This is a genomic window from Micromonospora sp. NPDC000668 (assembly GCF_042897975.1).
GTDB lineage: Bacteria > Actinomycetota > Actinomycetes > Mycobacteriales > Micromonosporaceae > Micromonospora.
Genome location: NZ_JBIAYP010000003.1, coordinates 835,457 through 847,375, shown reverse-complemented (window position 1 = coordinate 847,375; position 11,919 = coordinate 835,457). Strand labels below are relative to the sequence as shown.

11 protein-coding genes are annotated in these 11,919 nt (G+C 72.2%); 5 read left to right on the top strand and 6 right to left on the bottom strand.

Features of this window, described 5'->3' with window-relative positions; all coding sequences use genetic code 11:
- Positions 1-54: 54 nt before the first annotated feature.
- The gene (locus ACFY29_RS20225) at positions 55-2,256 is read right to left on the bottom strand and encodes an ATP-dependent DNA helicase (protein ID WP_386988182.1); all 2,202 of its coding nucleotides are present in this window, start codon (positions 2,254-2,256) and stop codon (positions 55-57) included.
- 92 nt (positions 2,257-2,348) lie between these two features.
- Here ACFY29_RS20225 and ACFY29_RS20220 point away from each other — a divergent pair, with 92 nt between their 5' ends.
- Positions 2,349-2,855 carry a DUF402 domain-containing protein gene (locus ACFY29_RS20220; RefSeq protein ID WP_328420921.1) on the top strand — a complete coding sequence of 169 codons (507 nt, stop codon included), beginning with the start codon at positions 2,349-2,351 and terminating at the stop codon, positions 2,853-2,855.
- 6 nt (positions 2,856-2,861) lie between these two features.
- Here the strand turns inward: ACFY29_RS20220 and sigJ are convergent, their stop codons facing one another.
- On the bottom strand, positions 2,862-3,827 hold the full coding sequence (gene sigJ, locus ACFY29_RS20215) for an RNA polymerase sigma factor SigJ (protein WP_386988178.1): 966 nt from the start codon (positions 3,825-3,827) through the stop codon (positions 2,862-2,864).
- Positions 3,828-3,970: 143 nt separating this feature from the next.
- Here sigJ and ACFY29_RS20210 point away from each other — a divergent pair, with 143 nt between their 5' ends.
- The 3 genes from ACFY29_RS20210 (at position 3,971) to ACFY29_RS20200 (ending at position 6,679) form a co-directional block, all read left to right on the top strand.
- Positions 3,971-4,912, top strand: coding sequence for a PPK2 family polyphosphate kinase (locus ACFY29_RS20210; protein WP_328420918.1), 942 nt, complete (start codon positions 3,971-3,973; stop codon positions 4,910-4,912).
- Positions 4,913-5,040: 128 nt separating this feature from the next.
- Positions 5,041-5,667, top strand: a complete 627-nt coding sequence (locus ACFY29_RS20205) for a DUF47 domain-containing protein (RefSeq protein WP_053655020.1) — start codon at positions 5,041-5,043, stop codon at positions 5,665-5,667.
- 4 nt (positions 5,668-5,671) lie between these two features.
- Positions 5,672-6,679: an anion permease gene (locus ACFY29_RS20200; RefSeq protein WP_328420916.1), complete on the top strand. Its 1,008-nt coding sequence runs from the start codon at positions 5,672-5,674 to the stop codon at positions 6,677-6,679.
- A 60-nt stretch (positions 6,680-6,739) separates the two neighbouring features.
- Here ACFY29_RS20200 and ACFY29_RS20195 read toward each other — a convergent pair whose 3' ends face one another.
- Positions 6,740-7,708, bottom strand: coding sequence for a Gfo/Idh/MocA family protein (locus tag ACFY29_RS20195; RefSeq protein ID WP_386988171.1), 969 nt, complete (start codon positions 7,706-7,708; stop codon positions 6,740-6,742).
- Between the two features lie 208 nt (positions 7,709-7,916).
- On the opposite strand from ACFY29_RS20195, the gene ACFY29_RS20190 reads away from it, so the two are divergent.
- Positions 7,917-8,750, top strand: coding sequence for an NUDIX hydrolase (locus tag ACFY29_RS20190; RefSeq protein ID WP_386988167.1), 834 nt, complete (start codon positions 7,917-7,919; stop codon positions 8,748-8,750).
- Positions 8,751-8,945: 195 nt separating this feature from the next.
- Here the strand turns inward: ACFY29_RS20190 and pstB are convergent, their stop codons facing one another.
- The 3 genes from pstB to pstC are packed head-to-tail and all read right to left on the bottom strand — an operon-like array spanning position 8,946 to position 11,916.
- Positions 8,946-9,722, bottom strand: a complete 777-nt coding sequence (gene pstB / locus ACFY29_RS20185) for a phosphate ABC transporter ATP-binding protein PstB (RefSeq protein WP_328420910.1) — start codon at positions 9,720-9,722, stop codon at positions 8,946-8,948.
- 17 nt (positions 9,723-9,739) lie between these two features.
- Positions 9,740-10,828 carry a phosphate ABC transporter permease PstA gene (gene pstA / locus ACFY29_RS20180; protein ID WP_328420908.1) on the bottom strand — a complete coding sequence of 363 codons (1,089 nt, stop codon included), beginning with the start codon at positions 10,826-10,828 and terminating at the stop codon, positions 9,740-9,742.
- Positions 10,825-11,916 (bottom strand): phosphate ABC transporter permease subunit PstC, encoded by a 1,092-nt coding sequence (gene pstC, locus ACFY29_RS20175; protein ID WP_355601653.1) that lies wholly within the window; start codon positions 11,914-11,916, stop codon positions 10,825-10,827. Before pstC ends, pstA begins: the two co-directional genes overlap by 4 nt.
- Between the last annotated feature and the right edge of the window lie 3 nt (positions 11,917-11,919).

The window sequence follows — 11,919 nt, the reverse complement described above, 5'->3', positions numbered from 1 at the left end:
TTTCCCTGATGTTGTGCGGATCTTGAGCGGCGGCGTGGTGTGCGGTGGGGGCGGTCAGGCGGTGGCGAGGCGTTGCAGCGCACCGCGGGCCACCTCGGGGCGGGTGGTGTACCAGAACGGCGGTAGCGAACGACGCAGGAACGGCCCGTAACCGCGGGCGGTCTCCAGCCGGGAGTCGAGCACCGCGACCACCCCCCGGTCGCCGGTGGCCCGGATCAGCCGGCCCACCCCCTGGGCCAGCCGGACCGCCGCGATCGGCACGCTGACCGCGGCGAAGCCGGAGCCGCCGCCCGCGTCCACGGCCGCGGCGCGGGCCGCCGCCAGCGGCTCGTCCGGCCGGGGGAAGGGCAGCCGGTCGATGACCACGAGCTGGCAGGCGTCGCCCGGCACGTCCACTCCCTGCCAGAGCGACATCACGCCGAACAGGCAGCTGGCGCGCTCCTCGCGGAACCGGCGGACCAGCAGCGGCAGCGCCTCCTCACCCTGCAGCAGCACCGGCAGGTCGGTCCGCGCGCGCAGCAGCTCCGCCGCCTGCTGCGCGGCCCGCCGGGAGGAGAAGAGCCCGAGAGTACGCCCACCGGCCGCCTCGACCAGCGCGATCAGCTCCTCCCCGGCCGCCTCGGGCAGCCCGGAGACGCTGGGCCGGGGCAGGTGCGCCGCGACGTACAGGATGCCCTGCCGGGCGTAGTCGAACGGCGAGCCCACGTCCAGCGACCGCCAGCCCGGACCTTCGGTCGCCGGGATGGTGGCACCCGGGATGGCGTCGTCGGCCAGCCGGCGGCCCGGCGTCTCGGCGGCCGGGCGGCCCGGGCCGGTGCGGGCGGCCAGCGCGGCGGCGGCCGGGGACGCCGGGACCGGCGGCGCGTCCAGCCCGAGGGCGCGGGCCACCGTGTCGAACCGGCCACCGAGTGCCAGGGTGGCCGAGGTGGCGACCACGGTGCGCTCGTCGTACAGGTGGGTGGCGAGGGTGCCGGCCACCGACAGCGGCGCGACCACCAGTGCGCGCCGGCTGCCGCTGTCGTTCTTCTCCACCCAGGCCACGTCGTGCTCGGCCTCCTCCAGCAGCCGCTGCGCGGTCGTGGAGAGCTCGTCCAACGCCGCCTTGGCCTGCTGCTTGCGGACCGGGTCGGGATCGTCGGATTTGACCTCGCCGATCGCGTCCAGCGCGGCGCGGGTCGCCGCGTCGAGCAGCGTGCACGCCTCGCGAAGCGGCGCCGGCAGCCCGGCGGTGATCCGCCCGGCCGGTGCCTCGGCCAGCCCGACCGCGAGGGCGTCGCCGGCCGCGGTGAGCGACTCGGCGGTCTCCGGCCGCAGCAGCGGGCGGGCCCTCCGGGTGGACCGGTCGATCAGATCCGGCACCAGCTCCGCCTGGGCCGCCGAGGAGACCCGGTCGGCCAGCTCGTGCGCCTCGTCCACGATGAGGAGCTTGTGCGGCGGCACGATGTGCCGGTCGGCCAGCATGTCGACCGCGAGCAGGCTGTGGTTGGTCACCACGATGTCGGCCTCGCGGGCCCGTGCCCGCGACGCCTCGGCGAAGCACTCCGCCCCGAACGGGCAGCGGGTCGCCCCGACGCACTCCCGGGCCGGCATCGAGACCAGCCGCCAGGCCTGGTCGTCGACGCCCGGGTCCAGCTCGTCCCGGTCGCCGGTGGCGGTCTTCTCCGCCCAGCCGCGCAGCCGCTCGATCTGCTTGCCCATCCGGCCCGCCTCGCCGAGCCACTTCGTGCCGCCGCCGGGGCGGGCGGCCGGGGTGTCGAAGAGGGTGTCCTCCGGCTCCTCCTCTGTGGAGTTGTCCAGTCGCGCGAGGCAGAGGTAGTGGTGGCGGCCCTTGAGCACCGCGAAGGTGGGCCGCCGGCCGAGCAGCGGCTCGACCGCGTCGGCCAGCCGGGGCAGGTCGTGGTCGACCAACTGGGACTGCAACGCCAGGGTGGCGGTGGAGACCACCACCGGGCCGTCCACGGTGAGGGCCGGCGCGAGGTAGGCCAGCGACTTGCCGGTGCCGGTGCCCGCCTGGACGAGCAGGTGCTCGCCGCTGGTCACGCACTCCTCGATCGCGGTGGTCATCTGCTGCTGGCCGGGGCGCGCAGCACCGCCAGGCACCGCGCCGACCGCCGCCGCGAGCAGCTCGGTGCCGCTGGGCCGGGCACCCCGCCGCCGGCTCCCGGCACGGGCCGACGGGGTGGCGGAACCGGTGGCGGTGCGGGGCGGAGTCACCGTGCGACGGTACCCGTCGTGCCCGACACGGGCCGCGCCCATCCGCCCGCGTGGCGCGGTACCGGTTGGTGGGCCGGCCCGTCCGGTTACAGCTGTGCTACGACGCGTGGGCAGTATCGGTTAGGGTGCGAATCATGCCGAGCGACGTGGTCCGAGTGATCTACCGCAAGTACGACGGCAGCGCCCACCGTGACTATCCCGCCCGCCGGCTCGCCGAGGACGACCTCGGCGTCTGGCTCGGCGTCCCCGCGGGCACCGAGTCGGTCTACCACGGCCGTCCGTCGGTGGAGAAGATCCCGTTCGTCCTGCTGGTGCCGCGCCACGCCTGGTGGACGGGCATGTTCAACCCGCCGCCGCGGACCAGCGAGGTCTACTGCGACATCGCCACCCCGGCCCGCTGGGAATCCGACGACACGGTCCATCTGATCGACCTGGACCTGGACGTGGTCCGGCGCCGGGCCACCGGCCTGGTGGAGCTGCTCGACGAGGACGAGTTCGCCGAGCACCGGGCCCGGTACGGCTACCCGGAGGACGTGGTGGTCGAGGCCGAGGCGGCGGCCCGGTGGCTGTTCGGCGCGCTCGGCGACGGCACCGAGCCGTTCGCCACCTCGTACCGCAAGTGGCTGGCCCTGGTGGTCTGAGCCAGCTCACCAGCGCGGCGGCCAGTGGTCGTCGTCGTTCAGTGGCGGCAGATCGGTCAGCTTCTCCGGGTTGAGCTGGTTGTAGATGGCGGTGATCCGGCCCTGGTCCACGGCGAACGCGGTCACCAGGCGGATCGGCCGGCCGTCGGTGTGCACCGTCTCCAGTTGAAGGCCGAGTACGCCGTCGACCAGCACCGGCCGGGACAGCACCCGGCTGGCGTACCGGCCGGCCCGGCCGAAGAGACCGAGTGCGAAGCGGCCCACCTTGTCCGCGCCGACCACCGGTCGGCGGGCGGACGGGAAATGCCCGCCCGAGTCGCCGATGAGAACCACATCCGGCGCGAGCACCCGGAGCAGCGGATCCAGCTCACCGGACTCGGTGGCGGCGATGAACGCGGCCAGCACCCGGCGCTGTTCGGCCGGCTCGGCGGTGTGTCGGGGCAGGTCCGGCGCGGTGACCGCCCGCCGGGCCCGGGAGGCGAGCTGCCGGGCGGCGGCCTCGGTGGTGCCGAGCACGTCGGCGACCCGGGCGAACGGCACCGCGAACACGTCGTGCAGCACGAGGGCGACCCGTTGCTCCGGCGCGAGCCGCTCCAGCACCACCAGCAGCGCGGTGCCGACCTGGTCGGTGCGCACCGCCCGCTCCGCCGGGTCGGGGGCGTACCCGTCGGTGGGCGGGGTGGCGCCGACCGGGCTCACCACCGGCTCCGGCAGCCACTCCCCGTGGTACGCCTCACGCCGGACCCGGGCCGAGCGGAGCACGTCCAGGCAGATCCGGGCGCAGGCGGTGGTCAGCCAGGCGGACAGGTCGCGGATCTCGGCGCGGGCCGCCGGGTCGGCGAGCGCGCCGGCGTAGCGCAGCCAGGTCTCCTGCACCGCGTCCTCGGCCTCGCTGCGGCTGCCCAGCATGCGGTGGGCCACCGCGAGCAGCCGGCCCCGCTTGGCCTCGAACTCCGTCGCCAGGTCCTGCACGACCCACCACCCTCCCCGGCCGGCTCGTCCCGGCGTACATCCTCCCGCCAACTGGACGCGCCGGCAGCCCCGAACGTGACAGCCGGCCCGGGCAGGGCTGCGCTCGGCGGGCGGATGGCCGGCGGGTGGGCGATGATCCGAGGATGAGCGCACCCCAGCAAGCGCAGATCGTGGCGCCCGTCGGCGGCTCCGTGCGGGAGTTGCTGCGGGTCACCGCACCGGTGGATCTCGGCGCGATCGACCCCCGGTCCACGCCCGGTCTGCCGGCGTCGGAGGTGACCGGGGAGCGCCGCAAGGCCTGGGCCCGCGAGCAGGTGGAGTTGGTCGGCGGCGAGTTGGGCCGCCAGCAGGAGATGCTCTTCGCGATGGCCAAGGCCGGGTCGGACGGGCCGGCGCGTCGGGTGTTGCTGGTGCTCCAGGCGATGGACTGCGGCGGTAAGGACGGCACGATCAAGCGGGTGGCGGGGGCGATGAACCCGCTGGGCCTGCACATCCGCTCGTTCGGTCCGCCGACCCCGCAGGAGCTGCGGCACGACTTCCTGTGGCGGATCCGGCGGGCGCTGCCGCCACCGGGGTACGTCGGGATGTTCAACCGGTCCCACTACGAGGACGTGCTGATCGCCCGGGTCGGCTCGCTGGTGCCGGAGGCCACCTGGCGGGCCCGGTATGACGACATCAACTCCTTCGAGCGGGAGCTCACCGATGGCGGGGTGACCCTGGTCAAGGTGATGCTGCACATCTCCTACGCCGAGCAGGGCGGGCGGCTGCTGGAGCGGCTCACCGACCCGCGCAAGCACTGGAAGTACAACCCGTCGGACGTCGACTCCCGGGCTCTCTGGGACGACTACCAGGCCGCGTACGCCGAGGCGCTGAGCCGGTGCGGCACGGACGCCGCGCCGTGGTTCGTGGTGCCGGCGGACCGCAAATGGTACCGGGACTGGGCAGTGGCCCACCTGTTGCGGGAGACGTTCGACACGCTTGATCTGGGGTATCCGGCTGCCGATTTCGACGTGGCGCACGAGCGGGAGCGGCTCTGTGCTGGGGACGCGGGGGCGGGTGGGACGCCCGAGATGAACAGCAGGTGAACGACCGGTGAATGCGGCCTGGCCAGGGGTGGGCCGACGAATTCGCCGTTCCGCCGTTTCCTAGCATTCACCGGGCGGGTACCCGACGGGCACCGCCACCCTTCCACCGACGCGACGAGGTCTGTGCTGTGAAGTTTTCCTTCCGCCCCACCGAGGGCGCCTTCTACGAGCTCTTCACCAGGGCCGCGCAGAACCTGGTCCGGGGCACCGCGTTGCTGAACGAACTGGCCCTGCCCGGCGTCGATGTGCAGTCGGTCAGCGAGCGGTTGACCGAGGTCGAGCACGACAGCGACCAGATCACCCACGACCTTTACAAGAAGATCAACTCGACCTTCATCACGCCGTTCGACCGGGAGGACATCTACCGGCTCGGCTCGCTGCTGGACGACGTGATGGACCACCTGGAGGCGGTCGGCGACCTGCTCTACCTGTACGGGCTGACCGAGCTCCCGGCGCTTCCCCGCGAGCTGCACGAGATGGTGAACGTGCTCGACCAGCAGGCCAAGCTGACCGCCGACGCGATGCCGCGGCTGAAGTCGATGAAGGACCTCGAGGACTACTGGATCGAGTGCAACCGGCTGGAGAACGAGGGCGACCGGATCAACCGGCAGTTGCTCGTCCGTCTCTTCTCCGGCGAGTACGACGCGTTGACGGTGCTGAAGATGAAGGAGGTCGCCGACGAGCTGGAGGCCGCCTGCGACGCCTTCGAGCACGTGGCCAACACCGTCGAGACCATCGCCGTCAAGGAGTCCTGAGCCTGTGACCCCCGAACTCATCGCCGTGCTGGCGGTGATCGCGGTGGCCCTGGCGTTCGACTACACCAACGGCTTCCACGACGCCGCCAACGCGATCGCGACCAGCGTCTCCACCCGGGCGCTGACACCCAGGATCGCCCTGCTGCTCGCCGCGGTCGGCAACTTCGTCGGTGCCCACTTCGGCGCCGGGGTGGCCAAGACCGTCGGCGACGGCCTGGTCACCCTGCCCACCGGGGTCGCCAGCCTCGGGGTGGTCTTCGCCGGGGTGCTCGGCGCCATCGCCTGGAACCTGATCACCTGGTACTTCGGTCTGCCGTCGTCGTCGTCACACGCGCTCTTCGGCGGCCTGGTCGGCGCGACCCTGCTGTCCACCGGCGGCATCGTGCAGTGGGCCACCATCGGCGAGAAGGTCATCCTGCCGATGGTGCTCTCGCCGATCGTCGGTCTCACCCTCGGCTACCTGCTGATGCTGGCCATCCTCTGGCTGTTCCGGAAGGGGCAGCCGGGCAAGCTCAACCGGGGCTTCCGGTGGGCGCAGACCGCCTCGGCGGCCGCCATGTCGGTCGGCCACGGCATGCAGGACGCCGCGAAGACCATGGGCATCGTGGTTCTCGCCCTGTACACGGGCGGCTTCCAGGACGACAAGTCCCACATCCCCGGCTGGGTGTTCTGGACCTCGGCGACGATGCTGGCGCTGGGCACGTACGCCGGCGGTTGGCGGATCATCCGCACCCTCGGCCGCAAGATCATCGACCTGGGCCCGCCGGAGGGCTTCGCCGCCGAGACGGTGGCCAGCGCGGTGCTCTACTTCAACGCCCTGGTGCTGAAGGCGCCGATCTCCACCACCCACACGATCACCTCGGCGATCATGGGCGTGGGCGCCACCAAGCGGCTCTCCGCGGTCCGCTGGAACGTCGCCGGCAACATCGTGATCGCCTGGATCGTCACGTTCCCGGCCGCCGCGCTGATCGCCTGCCTCACCTACCTGCTGGTCCGGCCGCTCTTCGGCTGACCGCACCCCGACGCGCCACGACGAAAGGGCCCCTTGTCAGCCGACAAGGGGCCCTTTCCTTCACGCGTACCGCACGCCGATCTGCTCGCGTACGGCGTCCAGCAGGGCCATCACCTCAAGCGTGGTGGCGTGCGGCACCAGCGGGCTCTCGGTCAGCCCGGCGGCCAGGCAGCGCTGCACCTCGATCGCCTCGTACTGGTAGCCGTTACCGACGGTGTCGGCGGTGATCGTCTCCGGCTCGGCGCCGTCGCGGTGCAGGACCAGCGAACCCGGCCGGAAGAACGGCTCCGGCAGGTCGATCCGACCCGCGGTGCCCGTGATCGAGGCGGTCTGCCCGCTCGACCCGACCATGCCGCAGCTCAGGGTGGCCAGCGCGCCGGTGTCGTACCCGAACAGGATGCCGGTGTTCTCGTCCGTCCCCTCCGGGCCGAGTTGCGCCCAGGACCGGATCTGCTGCGGCACACCGAGCAGCAGGTGGGCCAGGCTGATCGGGTAGACCCCCAGGTCGAGCAGGGCGCCCCCGCCCAGCGCCGCGGCCCGCATGCGGTGCTCCGCCGGGAACGGCCCGGACACCCCGAAGTCGGCCCGGACGCTGCTCACCGTGCCGATCGCGCCCTCCGCGATCAGCTGCACCACCCGCAGGATCATCGGGTTGGTCCGCATCCACATGGCCTCCATGAGGAAGGTCCCGGCGGCACGGGCGGTGTCCACCAGCTCGGCGCTGGTGGCCAGGTCGAGGGTGAACGGCTTCTCCAGCAGCACCGGGCGCCCGGCGGTCAGGCAGGTCATGGCCGCCTCGTAGTGCGCGGCGTGCGGGGTGGCCACGTAGATCACGTCCACCTCGGGGTCGGCGGCCAGCTCCACCCAGGAGGCGTAGGCGCGCTTCACGTCGTGCTTCTCGGCGAAGCGCTGCGCGCTGTCGGCGGCGCGGGAGCCGACCGCGACCAGTTCGGCGTCCGGCACCAACCGGAGGTCTTCGGCGAAACGGCTGGCGATGTGGCCGGTGGCCAGGATGCCCCAACGAGTCATGTCGGCACGCTAGCCCAGCCAGGTGAACCGCCGGCTCGCCGGCCATGCCCGCCCGGGGGTGCGCGCCTGATCGTGATCGACTCCGTGTCGGCGATATCGCGCTATCCCGCGACCAGGACACCCCGACATCGCCGATACGGCGCCGAACCCGCTTTGTGGGCTGGGCGCGCTCCCGGTAGGCGCGTCGCGGGGAACTAGGCTCGCGGGCATGACGATCGACAGCGACGGCTTCGCCGCCCCGGCCGCCCTGGTCGAGCACGCCCGCCGGTTCCAGGCCGAGGGCGGCACCCCGGCGGTGCCCCGGGTCGCGGCCACCGTCCTGCTGCTCCGCCCGACCGGCGCCGACTTCGAGGTGTACGTCATCCGCCGGGTCGCCGCGATGACCTTCGGCGGGATGTACGCCTTCCCCGGCGGCGGGGTGGACCGCTCCGACTCCGAGGCCCACCTGGACTGGGCCGGCCCGGCGCCGAGCGAGTGGGCGGGGCGGCTCGGGGTGGCCCCGGACGCCGCCCAGGCGGTGGTCTGCGCCGCCGCCCGGGAGGTCTTCGAGGAGGCGGGCGTGCTGCTCGCCGGCCCGGACCCGGCGACCGTGGTGGGCGACGTCAGCGGCGACGACTGGGAAGCTGCCCGGCAGGACCTGGAGGGGCGTCGCCTGGGCTTCGCGGCGCTGCTCGCCGACCGGGGCCTGACGCTGCGGTCGGACCTGCTGCTGCCGTGGAGCCGGTGGATCACGCCGGAGTTCGAGCCGCGCCGCTTCGACACGTACTTCTTCGTCGCCCTGCTGCCTGAGGGGCAGCGGACCCGGGACGTCTCCGGCGAGGCCGACCACACCCTGTGGGTTCGCCCGGCGGACGCGCTGGCCCGGGCCGAGGCGGGCGAGCTGACCATGCTGCCGCCGACGCTGGTCACGCTGGCCCAGGTGGCGGCGGCCGACGATCTGGCCGGAGTGGCGCGAGCGGCGGCCAGCCGGGACGCCGCCACCCCGATCACCCCCCGCCTGGACCTGCCGCCCGACGGCGAGCCCCGCTTCGTGCTCGGCTGAGCCGCTCGCCTGTCCTGCCGCGCTCGCCCTCCAAGATCGCCCTCGATCCAGGAAGTAGTGGGGTCGTCGTGCGACGGAGGCCACTACTTCCATGTTCGAGCACGATCTTGGAGGTGGCGGCGCACGGGCGACGTCGGATACGACACCGGCGCCCACGCCGGGTGGGCGGGGCGCCGGTGACCGGTTGCGGACGGCTCAGCCGAAGCGGCCGGTGATGTAGTCCTCGGTCTTCTTCACGCTCGGGTTGCTGAAGATCTTCTGGGTGTTGTCGTACTCGATCAGCCGGCCCGGGTCGCCGGTCTTCTCGATCGAGAAGAAGGCGGTCCGGTCCGACACCCGCGCGGCCTGCTGCATGTTGTGCGTCACGATGATGATCGTGAACTTGTCCTTGAGCTGGAACATCAGGTCCTCGATGGCCAGCGTCGAGATCGGGTCCAGGGCCGAGCAGGGCTCGTCCATCAGCACGACCTGCGGCTCGACCGCGATGGTCCGGGCGATGCAGAGCCGCTGCTGCTGACCGCCGGAGAGGCCCGCGCCGGGCTTGCCCAGCCGGTCCTTGACCTCGTCCCACAGGTTCGCCGAGCGCAGTGCCTTCTCGGCCGCGTCCTCCAGGATCGACTTTTTCCGGACGCCGTTGAGCTTCAGCCCGGCCACCACGTTCTCGAAGATGCTCATGGTGGGGAACGGGTTCGGCCGCTGGAAGACCATGCCGATCATGCGCCGAACCGCGGTGACGTCCACGTCCCGGTCGTAGATGTCCTGGTCGTCGATGGTCAGGCTGCCCTCGACCCGGGCCCCCGGCAGCACCTCGTGCATCCGGTTGATCGACCGCAGGAAGGTGGACTTGCCGCAACCGGACGGGCCGATCAGGGCGGTGACCGTCTTCGGCTCGACGGTCAGGTTGATGTTCTCGATCGCCTTGAAGCCGCCGTAGTAGGCGGTGACGTTCGAGGCTGCGACGCGCTTGGCCATGGTGGAACCTCCGGGGTTCATCGGCTGAGCCTGTTACGACGGGCCAGCAGCTTCGCCCCGATCGTCAGGATGAGCACGAGGGCGACCAGGGTGAGTGCCGCGGTCCATGCCCGTGCCGGCGCGTACCTCGACGCGTCGCCGGCCTGCTGGTAGACGAAGAGGGACAGTGACGACTGGTTGTTCTCGAAGGGGTTGGTGTTGATCGCGGCACCGCCGCCGGCGACCAGTAGCACCGGCGCGGTCTCGCCGGCCGCACGGGCGATGGCGAGCATCACGCCGGTGACGATGCCGGGCAGCGCCGTCGGCAGCACCACCCGCAGGATGGTCTTCCACTTGGGTACGCCGAGCGCGTAGGCGCCCTCGCGCAGTGGCGCCGGGACGAGGCGGAGCATCTCCTCGGTGGACCGGACGATGGTGGGCAGCATGAGCACGCTCAGCGCGAGCGCGGCGGCGAAGCCGGAGAAGCTCGGCCGACCGTCGTTGAACCACGGCGACACGACCAGCACCCAGAACGCCAGCACGAAGAGGCCGGAGACGATCGACGGGATGCCGGTCATCACGTCCACGAAGAACCGGATCGCGAAGGCGAACTTGCCCCGGCCGTACTCGACGACGTAGATGGCGCAGAGGATGCCGAGCGGCACGGTGATCAGGGTGGCGACGCCGACCTGCTCCAGCGTGCCGATGATCGCGTGGTACGCGCCGCCGTTGGTGTCTCGGGCCCCGATGTTGTTCATCGAGGTCTGGAAGAAGTTGAGGTCCAGCCGCTCGGCGCCCTTGCTGACCAGCGTCCAGACCACCGACACGAGCGGCAGCACCGCCAGCACGAACGCGGAGTGGATCAACGCGCTCCAGGTGCGGTTGCGGGCCGACCGGCGCCCCTCGACCGCGTTCGCCGCGGCGAAGAGCCCGACCAGGTAGAGCACCGCGCCGAGGGCGACCACGAGGACCGGGCCGCCGGTGCCGGTGCCGTAGACGATCACGGCGGAGAGCGCCAGGGCCGCCACGGCGATGGCCGGTGCGGCGTACCAGGGCAGCCGCCGAGCCCGCAGCGAGGGAGGCTGGGCCGGCGGACGAGTGCGGTGGGAGGTGACGGTTGTGGTCATGCGGCCGACTCCGTGAACTCCCGGCGGCGGTAGATGATCGCCCGCGCCGTGATGTTGACGATCAGCGTGATGGCGAACAGCACCAGGCCGGAGGCGATGAGTGCGCCCCGGCCGGTCTCGTTCGCCTCGCCGAACGCGTTGGCGATGTTGGCGGCGATGGTGTTGCCGCCGTTCTGGATCAGGTTGAACGAGACGCCGAAGGTGATGCCGAGGGTCATCGCCAGGGCGATGGTCTCACCGAGGGCGCGGCCCAGCCCGAGCATCACCGCGGCGATGATGCCGGGGCGTCCGTAGGGCAGCACTGCGGTGCGGAGCATCTCCCAGCGGGTGGCACCCAGGGCGAGGGCGGCCTCCTCGTTCGCGGTCGGCGTCTGGAGGAACACCTCGCGGGAGAGCGAGGTGATGATCGGCAACACCATGATCGCGAGTACCAGGGCACCCAGCATGATCGACTTACCGAACGGGCCGTCGCCGCCGAAGATCGGGAGCCAGCCGAAGTATTTGTTCAGCCAGACCGAGAAATCCCGGACCGGGTTGATGAAGATGTCCCGCCCCCAGAGGCCGAAAACCACGCTCGGCACGGCGGCGAGCAGGTCGACCAGGAAGCCGAGCGCGGTGCCCAGCCGGCGGGGCGCGTAGTGCGAGAGGTAGAGCGCGATTCCGAGTGCGACCGGTACCGCCATGAGCAGCGCCAGCGCCGAGCTGAGCACGGTGCCGAAGGCGAGCGCACCGATGCCGAACTTTGGCTGCGTCTCGTTGGGGGACCAGCCCTCGTAGGACCAGAAGTTCTCGGTGTTGGCGCGCAGGGCCGGCACCGCCTTGGCGACCAGGAAGATCGCGATGGCGGCGATGATGACCAGAACGGCGGTGCCGGCGGCCAGGGTGAGACCGCGGAAGGCCCGCTCGGCGCCGAACTTACGGCTGCGCGGCAGCGCGCCGCCGCCGCCCAGCCCGGTGCCGCCCGGGGGACGGGTGCTGACTGGTGCCTCGGCCACACGCGCCGAGGCACCGGCGGGCCACTCGTGACTCTGGGTCACGCGCGTCCCGCCGGTGCCGGCGTCGGCCGAGCGGGGTGGGGTGTCACCCATCTG

Coding starts and splice junctions, on each gene's coding strand:
- ACFY29_RS20225 (WP_386988182.1), bottom strand. CDS start 2,256: ATGGGCGCGGCCCGTGTCGGGCACGACGGGTACCGTCGCACGGTGACT.
- pstC (WP_355601653.1), bottom strand. CDS start 11,916: ATGGGTGACACCCCACCCCGCTCGGCCGACGCCGGCACCGGCGGGACG.
- pstA (WP_328420908.1), bottom strand. CDS start 10,828: ATGACCACAACCGTCACCTCCCACCGCACTCGTCCGCCGGCCCAGCCT.
- ACFY29_RS20220 (WP_328420921.1), top strand. CDS start 2,349: ATGCCGAGCGACGTGGTCCGAGTGATCTACCGCAAGTACGACGGCAGC.
- ACFY29_RS20195 (WP_386988171.1), bottom strand. CDS start 7,708: ATGACTCGTTGGGGCATCCTGGCCACCGGCCACATCGCCAGCCGTTTC.
- pstB (WP_328420910.1), bottom strand. CDS start 9,722: ATGGCCAAGCGCGTCGCAGCCTCGAACGTCACCGCCTACTACGGCGGC.
- ACFY29_RS20190 (WP_386988167.1), top strand. CDS start 7,917: ATGACGATCGACAGCGACGGCTTCGCCGCCCCGGCCGCCCTGGTCGAG.
- ACFY29_RS20210 (WP_328420918.1), top strand. CDS start 3,971: ATGAGCGCACCCCAGCAAGCGCAGATCGTGGCGCCCGTCGGCGGCTCC.